We start from the raw sequence: 18,746 nt of genomic DNA, 5'->3' as shown, positions 1-18,746 counted from the left end.
TCAACCTTTTATGCTTTATTTCAATGAATAAAATACCAAAGAGCTTTTTGATTAGCGACGCTGCTTGTCTTTTGCTCTTTATTTACTTTCTTTATTGCTTACCCAGGCAGTTATTTACATCGCCCACTTCCTATGTAATCGAAGCCAGTAATGGGCATTTATTAAGTGCTTCCATTGCGCAAGATCAGCAATGGAGATTCCCGGTAGCCGATAGTGTTCCTCAGAAATTCAAAACCTGTATCATTGCTTTTGAAGACAAACGCTTTTACACGCATTTCGGACTGGATATTATTGCTTTTAGCAGAGCCATCCGCCAAAATATTCGAGCCAAGCAAGTCATTAGCGGCGGAAGTACATTAAGCATGCAAGTAATCCGCCTATCGCGAAACAAACCAAGAACCATCAAGCAAAAGATTATTGAAATTCTATTAGCCTGTCGGCTGGAATTTAGATATTCGAAGGAAGATATTTTAAAGTTATATGCAGCCAATGCACCTTTTGGAAGCAACGTAGTAGGCTTAGAGGCCGCAAGTTGGCGCTATTATGGCCGAACAGCCGAAACACTCTCTTGGGGAGAAACAGCCACGCTGGCGGTATTACCCAATAGCCCTGCTTTGATTCATCCTGGAAAAAATAGCAGCAAACTGATAAAAAAAAGAAATGACCTGCTCGATAAGCTCTGTAAAATGGGTTTTATCGATCAAACAACCGCAAGCCTTTCAAAATTAGAACCTATACCACAAAAGCCGTTGGCTTTACCACAAAGTGCATCTCATCTACTGAGCCTTTTTAAAAACCAACGGGGCAAGCTACACATAAACAATACAAAAATTACCAGCACGCTGCAGGAAGACTTGCAACTGAAAACAGCAGCCATTTTAAAGCGTTATAACTATCGCTATCGAGCTAATAGTATCAACAATGTATCAGCTTTAATTTTGGATGTAAAATCAGGCAATGTAATCAGCTATGTGGGCAATGCTTACGAACCTGAGAACGCTGAATTGCAGAGTTATGTGGATATGATTCAGGCGCCACGAAGTCCTGGAAGCGTTTTAAAACCACTTTTGTATGCCAGCATGCTAAACGATGGGTATATACTACCCAAAACCTTAATACCCGATATCCCTACACAAATTGCCGGATATACACCCGAAAATTACAATTTAGGCTACGATGGAGCCATACCGGCTGATATAGCATTAAGCCGTTCTTTAAATATTCCGGCAGTAAGAATGCTTCAAATGTATAAATACGCACGTTTTTATGACAAGTTGAAATTATTGGGATTTAGCACCCTCAATCAACCCGCCGACCATTATGGCTTATCTTTAATATTAGGAGGAAGTGAAATTACTCAATGGGACTTGGCCAGTACGTACATGGGCTTAGCGCGCACATTAAATCATTACAACACCTACAAAGGATTATACAACACAGCCGATTATGGCCAACCAAACTATGTAAAAAATCACATCCCAGCAAAAGGAAATGAAGAAGCAAGCTCTTTTTTTGATCACGGGTCAATATGGGCTACGTTTAATGCGATGGAGGAAGTGGTTCGCCCCGGTGAGGAAGGTTTGTGGGAACAATTTTCATCCTCAGAGCGTATTGCTTGGAAGACGGGTACTAGTTTTGGCTTCCGCGATGCTTGGGCCATTGGACTCAACCCCCAATATGTGGTATGTGTATGGGTAGGCAATGCCGATGGAGAAGGAAGACCAGGCTTAACAGGAATTGAAACTGCAGCTCCTATCCTTTTCGATTTATTTAAGCTATTACCAACGGGTAAGTGGTTTGAAAAACCGAAAACAAAACTTCAAAAATTAAGGGTTTGTAAAAAAAGTGGTTACAAAGCAGGAGAATATTGCGAGGAAATAGCAGAAGAACTGGTGCCTCCTAGGGGACTAAAAACCCAGATTTGTCCGTACCATAAACAAATTCATTTAGATCGAACTGGGCAGTTTCGGGTAACTGATGCATGCGAGAGTATCCGTTTTATGTTACATAAAAAATGGTTTATTCTGCCACCGGCGATGGAATATTATTACAAAATTAAAAACAGCGATTATAAGCCACTTCCACCTTTTCTACCAGCCTGTCAAAACGCCGAAGACTATTCCGCCATGGAATTGATTTACCCCAAAAATGGTGCAAAAATTTACATTCCCTTAGAAATTGATGGAAAAAGAGGAAAACTCATTTTAAACGCCGCTCATCGAAACGCAAACAACAAAATTTATTGGCACATAGACAATGAATATGTCGGCACCACCGTCCATTACCACCAATTGGAGGTACGCCCATACGTTGGGAAACACACCTTAACGTTGGTAGATGAAAAAGGAGAACGTTTAACGCAAGTATTCAGCATTCTAGCTAAAGATAAATAAGTTTAAATAGCTGTTTTGGACACGACCAATTTACGTTCAACCGTGCCGTAGGCAATTAAATACTGAGCAATCATGTAACTCGCCATAATAAGCGATGAAGATTGGGGTATTGGATTCACAAATTTACTAACAGCCAAAACTGTATCTGAAAAAACGAAAAATAAAGAACCATACATAATTAACTTAAAGCTTGTTATGTTAACTTTTCCATAACGATTAATCGCCATGATAGCCATTACTGAAATCACAATAGCATAGGCCAGCACTGGAAATTGCAATCCTCCTAAATGGGGTTGTAAATAAAAAAACAGACCCACACAAAAAATCCCCAAAACACCAACAGCCCATAAAAAATACGGATTTTTTTGTTCAGGATTAGACCAATGATCCAAAGCAAAAGCACGTATATAAAAAACATGGCAGAGAAAAAATGCAGCCAAGCCGTACATAAAAAACTTCGGATCAACTCCTTGATATAGTAGTGCTACATCGCCTGCAAGTGCAAATAGTAAACCCATAAGCACTCGTTTATGAAATCGACCTTTCAACTGTGTAGCCGACCATACCCAAGCCATTAATACAATTGTTATCAGGGGTTTTATAAAACCTACAGCCAATGCATTCTCGGCATAAATAGCAATTAAATCTGCACAAAACACGAGAAAAAACAGACCAGAAAACACTTTATTTTTCATGAGGATTTAGTTAGATTGATACAAATAAAAGACAAAATAGACACTTACACAAATAGTAACAATAATAACACTTCAATCGTTTTTAATTGTAAATGAAATTTTAGCATGTTAGCTTTACATTTAAATTAATCAAATACCTTTTTAACAAAATACCCGTTATTAATTCATCCAATCATCCCGAAGTATGAAACATATTCTCTTAATTTTATTGCTCGTAAGTGCAAGTTACCTAGCGAAAAGCCAAACCTTAATCTTAGCAAAAGATGCTGCACAATACGTTGGCAAAACGGTAACTATTTGTGATTCTGTATACAGCACGAAAGCTTTAGATAAATTAACCATTTTAAATTTAGGTGGCGCTTACCCCAAAGAATTGTTGAATGTTGTAATCAATAAAGAAGACATTGCTAAGTTTACATCTGCTCCTAGTAGTATGTATATGGGCAACACCGTTTGTGTAACTGGCTTAATATCAGACTACAAAGGTAAAAAGCAAATTATTGTAACCGATCCGAAACAGATTGTAGTTAAATAATATAAAAATTGATGTGTGTGATTTCGATTTGGAAAGATAATCTGATAAGAATTAAGTCGCTTGTAGGGCCGGTCTGAAATCCATCTCGCCGACCTTATAAGCTAATTAGATATCCTTATTATCTAACACAAAGATGGGAAAAGATTTTGAATTCGCATAACATATTTAAAAAAGTTATAAAATGATTACAAAAAGATAATATTGTACCATTCATCTTTACAAAGGAGCTTAAAACGGCCATAAAGCAATATATAGTACTCATTTAAAATAAAATCGTATCCTCTATTTTTTTTGTATATGAATATGACATTCATCACGCAAAACGAAACAATAAATTTAAAGCGCTCCATTATGGTATAAAAAAATTGGAAAACATTTAAATAATTTCGATAATTTGTACCTACATTTTATATTACCAAAACATACTTATGCCAAAAGCTATCTTTCTTAAAAAGAATCTACTTTTAACAATATTCTTCGTTTTACTATCCGCTTTCATCTTTTTAAGTTATTTCATCAGTCAAAATCCCTTGTTGCCTTTTGATATTAATACGTCGCTATTTTTCCAAAAGTATCAAAGCAACTTTTTAGATAAACTTATGCTGGTAGTTAGTTTTTTTGGCGAGTTACCTTACTCTTTTATTATGATTTTTGGTGTTGTTGTGTTATTTTACCTCAAGAAATATAAAAGAGAGGCGCTGTATATTGCCAGCATTGCCTTATCAGGTTTAGTAATACTGGGTGTGAAAAATTGGGTTAATCGACCGCGCCCTACTGCCTTTAATGTACGTATTGTAGAAATTAACCGCTTTCAGAGTTATCCCAGCGGACATGTATTATCTTATGTACTTTTTTTTGGCTTCTTGCTTATTTTGATGAATACTTTAAGTGGAGTTCCCAATTGGACGCGTAAAACAGTCAGCTATCTTTCTACTTTTTACATCATAGCCATCCCTTACTCCCGCATTTATCTTGGAGCGCATTGGTTTACAGATACCGTAGGCGGTTTCTTGCTAGGACTCATTTGCTTAATACCTTTGGTGTATTTTTACTTTAAAGGCCAAGCTAAGGAGATAAAATAATTATTCGCCTTTCGATTTTTGGCGAATGCGGCTTAATGTTTCAATCCGCATGCCCAAGTAGCTCGCTAAAAATTTTACCGGTACGCGTGCTTCTAATTCCGGATAGTTTTCTTTAAACTGCTTAAATCTAGCTTCTGCAGAAGGAATTCGCGATAAGATGGAGCGTTCTGTTGAGCTGTGGGCATTCAAAGCCAGAATTTTTCTCCCCAAAATGTTTGCTTCTGAAAACTGCGCATAGATTTTATCAATCAAAGAATACGGAAGAATTTGTATGAAACTTTCTTCCAAAGCTTGGTACTTTTCAACATACACGGCCTTGTTTTCTTCTTCCGTCCGATTATTGCCAATCAGCATTTTTTCTGAACACAATCGGGTTGTGATATCTTTTTGATCATCTGTAATAAATGCTCTTACTAAACCTTTAACAATAAAAAACAAATGTTCGCCAAACTCTTCTGTTGAACTTGCAATGAAATCGTTTTTTTTAACTTTTAAACTGAAGGTTTGTTTTTCTAATAAGGTACGTAAAGCAGGATGAAGAGCCTGAAAGTCACTAAAAAAATTAAGCAGCGCATCACTGCCATTTAAAATTTTGCTCATAGATAGTTTATATTTTTCGTGGTATAGATGTAGTATATCAAGGTTCGAAAGTTAAATCAGTATCACTTAATTTGTCAACCTTAACATTAAGGTAACAAAAAAACTCTATTTTAGCCGCATGATACGTTTATACCCTAAAGCATTCCTATTTGATTTAAACGGTACCATGATTGATGATATGAAATTTCACAATCATGCTTGGCACTCCATATTAACCAACGACCTAGGTGCAAAAATAAGCTTTAACAATGTAAAAAAGCAAATGTATGGAAAAAACCAAGATTTACTTGAACGAGTTTTTGGCGTTGACCATTTTACGCAAGCCCAAATTGAACAAATTTCTATTGAAAAAGAGCGTCGATATCAGGCTAGTTATAAAGAGCATTTAGCATTAATTCCCGGTTTAGATACATTTTTCGAGAAGGCCAAAGCAGCCCATATTGCCATGGCAATTGGTTCAGCCGCTATTCCGTTTAACATTAATTTCGTACTAGATAACCTAAAAATACGTCCTTATTTTTCTGCAATTGTAAGTGCAGAAGATGTTGTAAACAGCAAACCGGATCCAGAAACTTTTAGCAAAGGAGCAGAAATTCTAGGAGTTAAGACAGAGGACTGTATTGTTTTTGAAGATGCACCAAAAGGTGTTGAAGCGGCTCAAAGAGCTGGAATGCAATGCATAGTGCTCACAACCATGCATACTGCCGATGAATTTAAAGAGTACGATAATATTATTGCCTTTATTGCCGATTACAACGATCCGATTTTAGAAAATCTCTTTCCTGTGGAGGTGTAAAAACACTAATTATTTACCTAAATTAGAAGCCTACACGCCTCCATTAATTAATACGCATGAATAGAGAAATTTCTAAAACACGCTACGATAACATGTTGTACCGTCGTTGTGGCAAAAGTGGCCTAAAATTATCCGCCGTTTCATTAGGTTTATGGCACAACTTTGGGCACGTTAATGTATTCGAAAACAGCAAAAACTTAATTTATACCGCTTTCAATAACGGAATTACGCATTTTGATTTAGCAAATAACTATGGTCCACCTCCAGGTACTGGCGAAGAGGTTTTTGGCAAAATTTTGCACGATGATTTTAGCGACTATCGCGATGAAATGATTATTTCGAGTAAAGCTGGTTATACTATGTGGGATGGCCCATATGGAGATTGGGGCTCCAAGAAATACCTGGTTTCTAGCTTGGATCAGAGTTTAAAGCGGATGAAACTAGATTATGTAGATATTTTTTATCACCATCGTCCAGATCCGGAGACGCCTTTAGAAGAAACAATGGCTGCCTTAAGTTTACTGGTTCAGCAAGGGAAAGCACTCTATGTGGGTATTTCAAATTACAAAGTGCCGGAAGCGGAAAAAGCCATCAAGCTGCTACGCGAAATGAATACCCCCTGCTTAATTCATCAACCAAAATACTCGATGTTTGAACGTTGGGTGGAAGGTGGACTACTGGATGTACTGGGCAAAGAAGGTGTTGGATGCATTCCATTTTCTCCTTTAGCGCAAGGTTTACTGACTGATAAATATTTAGCGGGAATTCCAAACGATTCACGAGTTGCTACTAGCGGTGTGTTTTTAAAGGAGAGCCATGTTACATCGGAGAAGTTACACATCATTGCACAACTAAACGACTTGGCAAAAGCACGTGGACAAAAATTGGCACACATGGCGCTATCGTGGATTTTGAAAGATGAACGAATTACTTCAGTACTTATTGGTGCCAGTAAGCCAGAGCAAATTACCGACTCTATAAAAGCATTAGACAATATTCATTTCGAAGAGGATGAGATTAACTTAATTAATCAAATTTTAACGCAGGCATAATTCTTATCCCGGCAGAAAACAACCAAAATGCCGGGATTTTTTATGAACTATGCAGCCGCTGCTACGGGCAGTTGTTGTGCCAAAAAACCCGGTTAAAGTGGCATCCTTTTTTGTGCGATGGGCCTTTTATGAACTTCAGAAACAAAAAAGATAGAGCGGAAAACGGGGCTATCTTGAATTGAAATACTGTCATTGATTTGCCAATTTTTTGATTTAAAAAAAATAAAAATCGCTTAATTTTCTGAACCACATGGAATTAGGTGTTTTATTTTTTTCTACATTTTGACATAGAGAAGCTAACTTTTTTCATACCTTTGTATCCCGTACAAAAAGCAGCATTTATTGCTTTTGCTGTAAAAAAAAACGATCATGACAAAGTATATTTTTGTTACGGGCGGTGTTACTTCGTCATTGGGCAAGGGCATCATTTCCGCATCTTTAGCTAAACTCTTACAGGCACGAGGCTACCGTGTAACGATTCAAAAGTTTGACCCTTATATCAATATCGATCCGGGGACATTAAATCCGTATGAGCATGGTGAGTGCTTTGTTACTGAAGATGGTGCTGAAACAGATTTAGATCTTGGTCATTATGAGCGTTTCTTAAACGTCCCTACTTCGCAAGCAAATAACATTACTACTGGCCGAATCTATCAAAACGTTATTAATAAAGAGCGTAAAGGTGAATATTTGGGAAAAACTGTACAAGTGGTTCCGCACATTACCGACGAGATTAAGAAAAACATGCGTATTTTAGGCGAAAGCGGTGAGTACGATATTGTTATTACCGAACTTGGCGGTACAGTTGGTGATATCGAATCGTTACCTTTTATTGAGGCTGTTCGTCAATTTAAATGGGAAGAAGGCAGCACTAATGCCATTGTTATTCACTTAACGTTGGTTCCTTATCTTGCTGCTGCAGGTGAGCTGAAAACGAAACCTACACAACACTCGGTAAAAGCTTTATTAGAATACGGTATTCAACCGGATATCCTGGTATGTCGTACCGAACACCATTTAGGTGCAGATTTGAGAAAAAAAATTGCTTTGTTCTGTAACGTTAACATCAATGCTGTAGTCGAATCGATGGATGCATCTACCATTTATGATGTACCGTTATTGATGATGAAAGAGCAATTGGACAAAACGGTACTTTCTAAATTAAAATTACCTACCAAAAATGAACCAGACATGGAAAGCTGGAAAGATTTTCTAGGTAGATTAAAAAATCCGACGGCCGAGGTTAGAATTGGTTTGGTTGGTAAATACGTAGAATTACCGGATGCGTATAAATCGATTATTGAATCGTTTGTTCATGCGGGTTCTAAAAACGAATGCAAGGTAAAGGTGGAATATATTCACTCAGAAAGTATTTTTGAAGATAATGTAAAAGAGAAATTAGGTCATTTACACGGTATCTTAGTGGCTCCAGGTTTTGGCAGTCGCGGTATTGAAGGTAAAATTGACACCATTAAATACGTTCGTGAGAACAACATTCCGTTCTTTGGTATTTGCTTGGGTATGCAGTGTGCTGTGGTAGAGTTTGGTCGTAATGTATTGGGATTAAAAGACGCCCATACGGTTGAAATTGAGCCAACAACCAGCAATCCTGTAATTAACATGATGGAAGAGCAGAAAAAAGTTACCAACAAAGGTGGAACCATGCGTTTAGGTTCTTATCCTTGTGACATTAAAAAAGGGACAAAAGCGTTTTCAATTTACGGCAAACAACACATTACGGAGCGTCACCGCCATCGTTATGAGTTTAACAGTGACTACTTAAAGCAATACGAAGAGGCTGGAATGATTGCTTCGGGTGTTAACCCACAAACCAATTTGGTTGAAATTGTGGAATTAAAAAATCATCCATTTTTTGTGGGAGGTCAGTTCCACCCTGAATTAAAATCAACTGTTGCAAATCCTCACCCACTTTTTGTTAAATTTGTGGCCGCTGCGATGGAATTTGCAAAAAAAACTAATAAATAGCAGCATTAAACATAACTAATGGATAGAAATACCTTTACAGGATTATTCCTGATTATGATCATTTTGGCTGGATCATTCTATTTTTTGAAACCGAATGAGGTTGAAATTAAAAAAGCCAAAGAAAGAGATAGCATTGAAGCGTTGAAAAAAGCGGGTGTAACCCCTGCGGTTCAAAAGGTTGATAGTTCTAAAATTACTCCAGCTCCTGATTCTTTAGCACTAAAAGGTCCTTTCGGCACTGCTTTAACAGGTACTGAAAGCACACAAACATTAAAAAACCAAAACTTAGTTTTAACTTTTAGCAATAAAGGTGGTAAAATTAAGTCGGTTGAGGTTGTTGGTCAAAAGACATTTGATGGTAAACCTTTGTTATTGTTTGATGGTGATGCAAACAAATTTGGATTAAACTTAAATGCGGCAGGTAAAATCATCAATACCAATGATTTATACTTTACCCCTACCCAAAACGGCAATGTAATGAGCATGCGTGCTGATTATGGCGCCAATGCATACGTTGAATTTGTTTACACTTTAAAACCGGATAGCAACAAAGTTAACTTTAATGTTAATTTAGTGGGTTTACAGCAAGTGATTGCCGGAAATACCGTGGGTTTAAATTGGGAAACAATTTTATTGCAACAAGAAAAATCGCTTGAAAGTGAGCACCGTTATTCTGCTCCGTATTTTAAATATGCTGAAGGTGATGTGGATCATTTAAGCGTTTCAAAAGATGAGAAGAAAGATTTATCGGAAGGCAAAATTCAATGGTTTTCCTTTAAACAACACTTTTTCTCTGCTGCTTTAATCTCGAAGCAAGGTTTTGAGAAAGGTAGTTTAGAGGTAAAAATCCCTACTGCACCGGGTCAGGTTAAGTACTACGCTGCTAATATGGAATTGCCATACAATCGTTCAGCAAATCAATCGTACGAAATGGAATTCTATTTCGGAACCAATAAATTTTCTGCTTTAAAAGCGCAAGGATTCGATTTGTACAAACAAATTGATATGGGATACTGGCCATTGAAATACATTAACCGTTGGATTGTATTGCCGGTATTTAATTTCTTGAACAACTTTGGCTGGAACTTTGGTTTAATTATTTTGGTACTTACCATCTTATTAAAAGTGGCTTTATCTCCATTAACCTACAAATCGTATTTATCGATGGCTAAAATGAGAGTTTTAAAGCCTGAAATGGACGAGATAAAAGCAAAAGTTGGCGAAGATAATCCAACACTGGTTCAACAAGAATATTTAAAACTGTATAAACAAGCGGGTGTAAATCCACTTGGTGGTTGTTTACCGATGGTATTACAATTGCCGTTGGTAATGGCTTTCTTCTTCTTCTTCCCGAACTTATTTGAGTTACGCGGTGAGAGTTTCTTATGGATGAAAGATTTATCTACCTACGATGAGTTTATTCGTTTTGGCTTTAAATTGCCTTTTATTGGTGATCACTTAAGTTTAATGTGTGTGTTGATGACATGTTCTACGTTAATCATGACGTATTTTAACAACCAGGTTTCGGGTGCTACAGGTCAAATGAAGTACATTGGTTACATTATGCCAGTGGTGTTTTTAGGGGTGTTAAACAGCTATCCTGCGGGCTTAAACTACTACTACTTCTTGGCCAACTTAATGACTTTTGGTCAACAGTTTATTATCCGTAAAATGGTTGATGATGATAAAATTCATGCGGCTATTCAACAGAATAAAGCGCGTCCTGCTGATGAGAAAAAGAAAAAATCTAAATTTCAACAACGTTTAGATGACTATATGCGTCAACAGCAACAACAAGCTAAAAACAAATAGTTTATAAAACATAAATACACAAAAAAGCCTTCGATTTTAATTAATCGGAGGCTTTTTTGGTAATAAAATCCTCCCTGTCATTCTGAACATCGTGAAGAATCTGTTCACTATGAAAAACAAAAGGCTCCTTTCAGCAGGAACGAGAATATACGTCCGGGGCTTGTAGGCCTGAGATCCTTCGTACGCTCAGGATGACAGCATCGTTTACGCTTTGTATCATTCCGAGCATTATAGGAGGAATCTCTTTGCGAGAAAAACCAACAAATTAACACTGTAGATAAAAAACAGTGTCAGGTGATAACACCTGACACCACAAAAAAAGAGGTTTTCTAACGCATCCGAGTCAGAGACTCTCTTTTATTAAAAATCCGTAGAGCCTTGCAGAACTCTACGAATAGATAAGTTATTTTGATGTAAAGCTACTCGCAATAAATCTCGCCAACGGTTTCCTTCGAAAGCCGATACTAAGGCCAAGGATGGTTGGAATAACAATCGACTTGACAATCTTCATATCTCATTCCAATTGGCCACCAATTAACGATATACTCATCAGATGCAGACTGCAAGTCATCATTCAGTTTATTCCAGCAGAACCCAGGTGAACTAGGGGGATCTACACATATACCATAATCAATATAGGCTTGAGACTGATTTGCTTCCAAAGCGTTTTCAATATCCCATAATTCCCCCAAATAAACTTGATCACACCCAAATAAACAATCTTGTTGCGCTTGCTGAGCGCTATCAAGAGCATTATACGGTACATATTTCTTTTTTATTAACTTAGCTGCATTTGAAAATACATCCAAACATTCTTGCTCATTTAATTCTGTTAAGTAAGTTTCTTCTTTGAAAATAGCTGAATAGAACATTTGCATCTTTTTTCCAGCCATTATCTTCACTAAATTACTTTTAAGCTGTAGCAATTGCTCTTTACTTGAAAAATCAATCTTCTTAGAAGAAAGAAGCTTTTCCCTTGCTGCCCGAGAATAACTAATCATTTCAACAAAATTTGGATTTGAAGAAAGTTTCAATGTTAATGATTCAATTTTTGTTTTCCCATGATATTTTGAAAAAGAATTAACAACAATAATAATAACGCAAAAAAATAACAGAATAACAATTTTAAAATACTTCATAATTAATGGGGTTTAAATTATTTGACCTACTCTTTCAGGATTTTCGGTTTGTTCCTTTAATTTTGATATAATTTCCAAAACACGATATCGAAATTCATTTAAATTATTTGGCCCAATCGAATGGCAAATACCAATTGTTTGGATCCATTAATTTAGCGCGTACCGCTGACGCATTCGGATCACCCGATTTCAATAATTTTTGATATACCCTTTCGGCTAAGAAAGCCGGATTATTTTGATGCAAAGCTACACGTACTAGATCTGGCCAACGGTTACCTTCAAAAGCCAATTCTAAGGCTGCCTCATCAATTAACTTTCCTTCTAAACCCACCATGTCCGTTTGAAAACTAATGTCGCTTGCAGTAACTCCTGCACGTCCACGTACACCTGCATTTCTATACCAAGTAGCCGATAAATCACTGTTTTTACGCGCATCGAAATAGTACGGAGAACTGGTTGGATAAGGTGTTATCATGGTATTTAATTCATCAACAGTTGCAGGTGATTTTGCTCCTGCAACGTATGTTCCAACATAGTAGGTATTAATTAAACCAGTGTTTAAAAATGCCCATCCCAATTTTCCTTGTCCATCGCGGTTAGCAGATTCTGAAAAACGTAAATGTAACAAACCTGTTCTGTATAAGCCCCATTTACCTCCATTATCGGTTAGTTTGGTAATTACATTTCCTCCAATGGTACTGGTGTAAGACAATTTACCACGTGCATCATACGGGATACCGCTGTATTGTACTTGACTATTCCAATTATCAATGGCTGCTTGCGAAGGCTTAATTTGGTAGCTTCCTAAGGTATTTGAACACAAGTTAATCATCGGATTTACCGGTTTAAATGCAGGATTGTATGCCAATGCCCATAACCATTCACCGTTCCAAGAGTTCGTAGTGGTTGCCAAACCAAAAATAGCTCTCCATCCCACATCAACGCTATTTACCAAACTTGTTTCATCTTGATACCGCGTATATTGCATGGCTATATTGGTGTAATTATCGGTATTGGTTACAATGCGGTAAAAATTAAAACGTACGTTATCGTTTGTATTGTTATTTTCTGCGTTTAAAACCTTTGCATAGTTTTCAGAAGACTTGAAGTAATTTCCTTTCCACAAGTATAAATCTCCCAAAAGAAAAGGCTTTGTTATAAAAATTTTCTGTGTATTGTTTCCATCTATGGTTGTTACCAGTGGATTTCCCGACGGATAAGCATATACCTCTTTATAAGGCAGTGATTCGGTAAATGCGATTAATTTATCCAACAAATCGCCAAACTGTAACCGTGGAGCAGTACTTAAACTATTCAAATCTGCTACGGTTTCGAATGATTCTGTAATATAAGGAACACTTCCGTACTGAATTCCAAGCTGTAAATACAACCAGCTTCGCAACGCACCGATATCTGAATAGTGTTTGTTGTAATCGTCTACACTCATCCGGTGGTCATCTACCATGGCTTTGAAGTTCTTCAAAGCATCGTTACAACTTAAAATTACTTTATAATATGGACGTGGGTCGGCATACGGGTTTTCTTTGGTTACGCTGTGCGAGGATAATTGCTTTAAATATTGATCGGCATTGCCTGTTACGTCCATTAAATCGGCACGTAATTCATTTTGTAGGATATATTGTTTTTCCAGGCCCATAAACTGACCATAAATACCCAATACAGCAGCATCGGCATCTGTTACCGTTTTATATGCATTCACTGCGTCTAATTGATCTTCCGTAGGTTGATCAAGCATTTTCTTACATGACCATGATCCTGCTGATAAAATGCCTAAAACAAAAAGTGCTGCAATTTTTTTATTAAAATTCATTTTCATGATTGTCTATCTTTTATTTAACAAAACACCCTCAAATACTTGATTGATATATTGTTGTAATTTCTTATAATCCAACTCTAACACCTAATTGAAATGACCGGAACTGCGGCTCCAAAGTGGTATCCACTCCTTGGTTAAAAATACTATTGGAAGCACTAAACTCTGGATCGTATCCTAAATAATTGGTTATAGTAAATACGTTATTGGCCGTTGCATATACTTTCGCATATTTAATCGATTTTGCTTTTAAAGGAATGTTGTACGTTAAACTTACAGAACGTAACCGTAAATAAGATCCGTCTTCTATCCAACGGTTAGAGAAAGCTGCATTCCCCATTGGGTCGCCATAAGCCGCTTTTGGTGTATTGGTTACTTGTCCCTCTCCTCTCCAGCGATTATTCAAGGCTTGTGTCTGATTGTAATACGAAGAACCTGATTCGATTTGTGAACGTGTATAATTGTATACATCGTTACCATTTACGAAGGTGATTAAAGCATCCAACGTCAAATTTTTATAGGTAAAGGTGTTGCTAATGCTACCGTAAATATCAGGTGTAGGATTACCAATTACAGCACGGTCATTTGCGTCGATTACTTTATCGTTATTCAAATCGGCATAACGAACATCTCCTGCAGCAAAAGGCACCAACGTTCCATCCGACTTGCGTACGGATAAACCAGCTGCATTGGCTTCTGCTGTGGTAGCATAAACGCCATTTGCTTGTAAACCATAAAATAAGTTACTGCTTTCGCCTACTTGCGTGATGTAGGAAGCACCTGCAAAATCAGTGATGATACTTTTTCCATTTTGAAGCGATGTTACGGTATTTTTAGTGGTTCCTAACATTAAACCGGCATCCCATTTAAAGGTACCGTTTAAGATGCGGCCGTTCAAGCTGAAATCAATTCCACTGGTTTTCATTCCTCCATTATTTGCATAATAGGTAAAATCGCCACCAATTGAGCTTACCGTTTGATAGGTAAGCATGTTGTCTGTAACATGATTCCAATAATCCAAGCTAAAATTTAAACGTTCGTTAAAAATTGCTGCATCCACGCCTACATTAAACTTCTTAACGGTTTCCCACTGTAAATCTGGATTCGCCAAATTTCCAACCGCGTATCCTTGCATGCCTAAAATATTTTGCGATACGTAATATTTACGTGCGGTGTAATTTCCAACGTTATCGTTACCTACTAAACCGTAACTCATGCGTAGTTTCAATAAATCTAGATTTTTAAAACCACTCATGAATGACTCTGAAGAAATAACCCATGCTGCACCAATGGCTGGTAAAACGGCATATTTTGTTCCGTTGATCCGTAATCCATCGTCAAATGACATAAAACCATCGTCTGCTTTATGGCCAAAGCGTGATGAACCATCTACTGCTACAGAAAGATTGACTAAATATTTATCTGAATAACTATAATTACCTGATAAATAATTGTTTAAACTTGTCCATTTACCTATATCACCACCAAACGTACGGGTGGCAGCATTACTGTTTACAATGGTAATTAACTCATCTGTTGCCGAGTTATAACCGATGGCATAATCTTGTTCTGCTTTACTTGATGAATAGCGCGTACCAATCATGGCGTGTATCTTATGATCTTTACCAATGTTTTTATCGTAGGTTAAGCGTAAATCGTTAAAGAAATTATTATAACGCATGGTTTGCGAGCCCAAACGGCTATCGGCTACTACATTTGACAGCGTATCATTGGTTACCCCTTTTCTAGGGATAAATAGCATTTCTTGTGTTTTATCATAGGTAATACCCGATAAGTTTGACAACTTAAATGATTTATTAAACGTATAATCAAAATTGATGTTTCCAAAAAAGCGGTAATTCTTTTTAGTATTCCATCCATTTTCGATTAAAGCGCGTGGATTACTCACTTGCAAAGTATCGTAATCGGCTAAGTTTGGCGATACTGCTCCGGTTGAACTGATATCGTTTTTAGACATAAAAGGCGATTTTATCAATCCCAAAAATATAGGGTTTGTAGCCGCAGATATTCCTTGATCTTTTAAGCGTTGCTCAGTATAGGTGAGTGATAAATTGGTACTTCCGGTTAACTTTTTGGTTAAATTTAAATCACTATTAAAACGGGTGCTATATTTTAAATTATTGGTACTATCAATGGTTCCTTTATCTTTCGTATAACCTGCTGAAAGCGCATATTTGGCAATGTTATCACCCCCGGTTACTTTTAAATAATAGGTTTGATCGAAGGTGCTTTTAAATACTTCATTCTGCCAATCCGTTTGATTATGGTATTTGTAATAATCTGGATTGGTTGCCTGGTTATCGTTCATGTACGGTAATGAGGCAATTGTCGTGTTGCTTATCCCTTGACTTTTAAGTACATCTGACAAATACAAACGATAATCTGTTACGCCCATTACTGGCAATGCATTAGGCTTCTGATTAAAACCACCGTACACTGCAAAGTCAATGTTCGTGGCTAAATCGTGTGCGTGGTTTGTGGTAATCATTACCAAACCATTGGCTGCTTTTGTACCGTACATGGCAGCCACTGATGCATCTTTAATTAAGGTAATATTCTCAATATCCCGTACATCAATGAGTTGCAAGGGATTATTAAAATGTCCATTTGTTAAAGAGGTCCCATACGATTGGGTATCGTATATCATTCCATCTACCACATACAAGGGTTGTGTACCGGCATATAAGGTATTAAATCCGCGCACAAAAACACTAGATCCAATGCCTGGTGTACCCGACTTGCGAATGGCATTCACACCCGCCATGCGGCCTTGAAAATAGCTATCCAGACTTTCAGAATTACTAGGCCAAGCGTTTTGTAAGCCCACATTACTCAGTGCAGGAATGCTACGTGCCTGACTTTGGGTAAGTAATGGTAGTGTTACTTCTGAAAAAACAGAAGTATAACTCATTGGATACAATTTTGTTAAAATGGGTTTTCCTTTGAACACAGGAAGAACCTTGGTTTGAAAACCGCCACCTGATATCACAATGGACGCTTTATAATCAGGTACCACAATGGTAAATTTCCCTTTATTATCGGTAATAGCGGCGTTGAAACCCACAACCGTAACATTTATACCTACTAATGGTTTATTGGTATTACCGTCTAAAATGGTACCGGTTACTCGTTCTCCTTTTACGGCACGAGTTTTTGCTTTTACGGTAGTTGTATCGGTGGTGGTTACCATCGAATCTTGTACTTGCGCCTTGGTAACTACGCTTGCCACAAGCAATAACAGCAAAAAGCTTAATTTCTTATTTATCGTAAATTTATACATAGTATTTATTTTGAAAGCAAGATGCATGGTTAAGGTAAAACGGGTTCAAAACGTAAATAATCAAGTATTAACGTGTTCACATCTTTCGACGTACTGGCTGCCGAGGTTAATCTAACCATTAAAGGTCCAAACATGGTTTGGGTATATTCGCCTAGATAGGTTTCGGTATACGTAAGAGGCACAACCGTTTGCGTAAATGTCAAATTATACAATGCTGTTGTACTATTTAAGAAGAAATAGCGTTGTGTAAAATTTGCTACTTGAGAATCGCCTGGTAAACCTGAAATGGCTCTTGCATACACCTTGTATTTAACTACTGGTGTATAACTTTTAAAATAGTAAATACCCAATTCAGACGTTGCGTGATTATAAATTTCAATGTCTTTAAATGGAATACCCAAATTATCCAGCTTATTTCGATACAATACCGTTCTTGACGCTGTAAAACCTAGTGGAAGCTCTCCTTCAAACTTAAATACCGGAACTTTATCTTTTAAACGAAAAGGTAAAGCATTTACCACGTGTACAATACCGTTACTAGCACGATACGATTTTACAACAGTTGCTTTGTTCATTGGTATTTTGACGCCTTTTACCGAAATTAAGGTATCTGGCAATTGGTTTACCGTGTACACTCCTTTAACCGTTAAATCCTTGGTCATGTAAAAAGAGGCATTAAAATTTGGATCGACACTTGGGTAATAGCTTGTCAATTTATTGCTTTCAGCAGTAAAAGCAGGATCTTGCAGCATAAAGAACGTATATTGGTTGCTTTCGTTGCGCAAGTCGGCCACATTTACCCAATAGGTATTTCGTGTAACCTTTGGAGGATTAGGCGCAAAAATTGGTGCCCCTGAAGCGTTATAACCTATAATGGTTGCGTTAGCGCTATCAATTACCTCGATTGATAAATTTTTAATGTAATTGGTTTGTAAAGGGGCATCGGTACTCGTTAACATGAAATCCCACACATTCAATTTTGTTGGAACTGCTTGATCCAACACGTGTAAAACACCATTTTTAACAAACTGACCCGAACCACTGGTAATGGTACCTTCTTCAAACTTTGAACCAATAATCGTTGCATACTTATTGTTTAATAATTGAACACGAAGTGTGTCATTGGGTTTTGTTGAAATAGCTATCGTTGTTGATGCAATGTGATTACCTACAAAATCTTTCAATTTAGCAGGATCATTTACGATAGCTTGATCTAGGTTCGCTAAGGCGGCATTGCTTGGCGCCCAAACTGTATAATTTTGGGAATTCTCGAGCATTTTCGCATAGCCTGTACTTTGCAAGTATCCGTTAAAAACACTTAAATTACTTTGTGCTGCAATCTTCTGTGCCAAATTAGTATCATTATCTACATTGGTCACCTCAATATGATCTTGCCAAGTATCTTTACAACTGAATAAGAACGTACTTATTCCCAGTAAAGCGATGTATAGAATATGTTTTTTAATCATTGTCTTCTTTCTAAGTTATTTTTGGCCTGCAACCAAAAAGCTGCAGGCTCTT

13 protein-coding genes are annotated in these 18,746 nt (G+C 37.1%); 7 read left to right on the top strand and 6 right to left on the bottom strand.

The window, feature by feature from the left end; all coding sequences use genetic code 11:
• Window positions 1-23: 23 nt before the first annotated feature.
• The gene (gene pbpC / locus ACJVDK_RS03975; protein WP_443938997.1) at window positions 24-2,393 is read left to right on the top strand and encodes a penicillin-binding protein 1C; all 2,370 of its coding nucleotides are present in this window, start codon (window positions 24-26) and stop codon (window positions 2,391-2,393) included.
• A gap of 2 nt (window positions 2,394-2,395) precedes the next feature.
• Here the strand turns inward: pbpC and ACJVDK_RS03970 are convergent, their stop codons facing one another.
• Window positions 2,396-3,088 carry a lysoplasmalogenase gene (locus ACJVDK_RS03970; protein ID WP_443938996.1) on the bottom strand — a complete coding sequence of 231 codons (693 nt, stop codon included), beginning with the start codon at window positions 3,086-3,088 and terminating at the stop codon, window positions 2,396-2,398.
• Between the two features lie 184 nt (window positions 3,089-3,272).
• On the opposite strand from ACJVDK_RS03970, the gene ACJVDK_RS03965 reads away from it, so the two are divergent.
• Window positions 3,273-3,623 carry a hypothetical protein gene (locus ACJVDK_RS03965; RefSeq protein WP_443938995.1) on the top strand — a complete coding sequence of 117 codons (351 nt, stop codon included), beginning with the start codon at window positions 3,273-3,275 and terminating at the stop codon, window positions 3,621-3,623.
• 428 nt (window positions 3,624-4,051) lie between these two features.
• Complete coding sequence (locus ACJVDK_RS03960) at window positions 4,052-4,705, top strand: phosphatase PAP2 family protein (RefSeq protein ID WP_443938994.1); 654 nt, start codon at window positions 4,052-4,054, stop codon at window positions 4,703-4,705.
• On the opposite strand, the gene ACJVDK_RS03955 is transcribed toward ACJVDK_RS03960, so the two are convergent.
• A complete protein-coding gene (locus tag ACJVDK_RS03955) occupies window positions 4,706-5,305 on the bottom strand; it encodes a Crp/Fnr family transcriptional regulator (RefSeq protein ID WP_443938993.1) in 600 nt (199 codons plus the stop codon). It lies immediately after the preceding gene.
• A gap of 118 nt (window positions 5,306-5,423) precedes the next feature.
• On the opposite strand from ACJVDK_RS03955, the gene ACJVDK_RS03950 reads away from it, so the two are divergent.
• From ACJVDK_RS03950 to yidC, 4 genes are all read left to right on the top strand, one after another.
• Window positions 5,424-6,101, top strand: a complete 678-nt coding sequence (locus tag ACJVDK_RS03950) for an HAD family hydrolase (protein WP_443938992.1) — start codon at window positions 5,424-5,426, stop codon at window positions 6,099-6,101.
• Window positions 6,102-6,157: 56 nt separating this feature from the next.
• Window positions 6,158-7,153, top strand: coding sequence for an L-glyceraldehyde 3-phosphate reductase (mgrA, locus tag ACJVDK_RS03945; protein WP_443938991.1), 996 nt, complete (start codon window positions 6,158-6,160; stop codon window positions 7,151-7,153).
• 369 nt (window positions 7,154-7,522) lie between these two features.
• Window positions 7,523-9,139, top strand: coding sequence for a CTP synthase (locus ACJVDK_RS03940; RefSeq protein WP_443938990.1), 1,617 nt, complete (start codon window positions 7,523-7,525; stop codon window positions 9,137-9,139).
• An 18-nt stretch (window positions 9,140-9,157) separates the two neighbouring features.
• A complete protein-coding gene (gene yidC / locus ACJVDK_RS03935) occupies window positions 9,158-10,951 on the top strand; it encodes a membrane protein insertase YidC (protein WP_443938989.1) in 1,794 nt (597 codons plus the stop codon).
• Window positions 10,952-11,415: 464 nt separating this feature from the next.
• Here yidC and ACJVDK_RS03930 read toward each other — a convergent pair whose 3' ends face one another.
• The 4 genes from ACJVDK_RS03930 to ACJVDK_RS03915 form a co-directional block, all read right to left on the bottom strand.
• Window positions 11,416-12,090, bottom strand: a complete 675-nt coding sequence (locus ACJVDK_RS03930; RefSeq protein ID WP_443938988.1) for a hypothetical protein — start codon at window positions 12,088-12,090, stop codon at window positions 11,416-11,418.
• A gap of 103 nt (window positions 12,091-12,193) precedes the next feature.
• The gene (locus ACJVDK_RS03925; protein WP_443938987.1) at window positions 12,194-13,921 is read right to left on the bottom strand and encodes a RagB/SusD family nutrient uptake outer membrane protein; all 1,728 of its coding nucleotides are present in this window, start codon (window positions 13,919-13,921) and stop codon (window positions 12,194-12,196) included.
• A 70-nt stretch (window positions 13,922-13,991) separates the two neighbouring features.
• A complete protein-coding gene (locus ACJVDK_RS03920; RefSeq protein ID WP_443938986.1) occupies window positions 13,992-17,225 on the bottom strand; it encodes a SusC/RagA family TonB-linked outer membrane protein in 3,234 nt (1,077 codons plus the stop codon).
• A 29-nt stretch (window positions 17,226-17,254) separates the two neighbouring features.
• Entirely contained in the window at window positions 17,255-18,694 is a 1,440-nt protein-coding gene (locus tag ACJVDK_RS03915; RefSeq protein ID WP_443938985.1) for a fasciclin domain-containing protein, read from the bottom strand.
• Window positions 18,695-18,746: the final 52 nt, after the last annotated feature.

Source organism: Pedobacter paludisoli, assembly GCF_052344095.1.
In the GTDB taxonomy this organism is placed as follows: domain Bacteria; phylum Bacteroidota; class Bacteroidia; order Sphingobacteriales; family Sphingobacteriaceae; genus Pedobacter.
The sequence above is the reverse complement of the archived record's forward strand: the minus strand, read 5'-3'. Positions and strand labels throughout refer to the sequence as shown.

Coding starts and splice junctions, on each gene's coding strand:
- pbpC (WP_443938997.1), top strand. CDS start 24: ATGAATAAAATACCAAAGAGCTTTTTGATTAGCGACGCTGCTTGTCTT.
- ACJVDK_RS03970 (WP_443938996.1), bottom strand. CDS start 3,088: ATGAAAAATAAAGTGTTTTCTGGTCTGTTTTTTCTCGTGTTTTGTGCA.
- ACJVDK_RS03965 (WP_443938995.1), top strand. CDS start 3,273: ATGAAACATATTCTCTTAATTTTATTGCTCGTAAGTGCAAGTTACCTA.
- ACJVDK_RS03960 (WP_443938994.1), top strand. CDS start 4,052: ATGCCAAAAGCTATCTTTCTTAAAAAGAATCTACTTTTAACAATATTC.
- ACJVDK_RS03955 (WP_443938993.1), bottom strand. CDS start 5,305: ATGAGCAAAATTTTAAATGGCAGTGATGCGCTGCTTAATTTTTTTAGT.
- ACJVDK_RS03950 (WP_443938992.1), top strand. CDS start 5,424: ATGATACGTTTATACCCTAAAGCATTCCTATTTGATTTAAACGGTACC.
- mgrA (WP_443938991.1), top strand. CDS start 6,158: ATGAATAGAGAAATTTCTAAAACACGCTACGATAACATGTTGTACCGT.
- ACJVDK_RS03940 (WP_443938990.1), top strand. CDS start 7,523: ATGACAAAGTATATTTTTGTTACGGGCGGTGTTACTTCGTCATTGGGC.
- yidC (WP_443938989.1), top strand. CDS start 9,158: ATGGATAGAAATACCTTTACAGGATTATTCCTGATTATGATCATTTTG.
- ACJVDK_RS03930 (WP_443938988.1), bottom strand. CDS start 12,090: ATGAAGTATTTTAAAATTGTTATTCTGTTATTTTTTTGCGTTATTATT.
- ACJVDK_RS03925 (WP_443938987.1), bottom strand. CDS start 13,921: ATGAATTTTAATAAAAAAATTGCAGCACTTTTTGTTTTAGGCATTTTA.
- ACJVDK_RS03920 (WP_443938986.1), bottom strand. CDS start 17,225: ATGTATAAATTTACGATAAATAAGAAATTAAGCTTTTTGCTGTTATTG.
- ACJVDK_RS03915 (WP_443938985.1), bottom strand. CDS start 18,694: ATGATTAAAAAACATATTCTATACATCGCTTTACTGGGAATAAGTACG.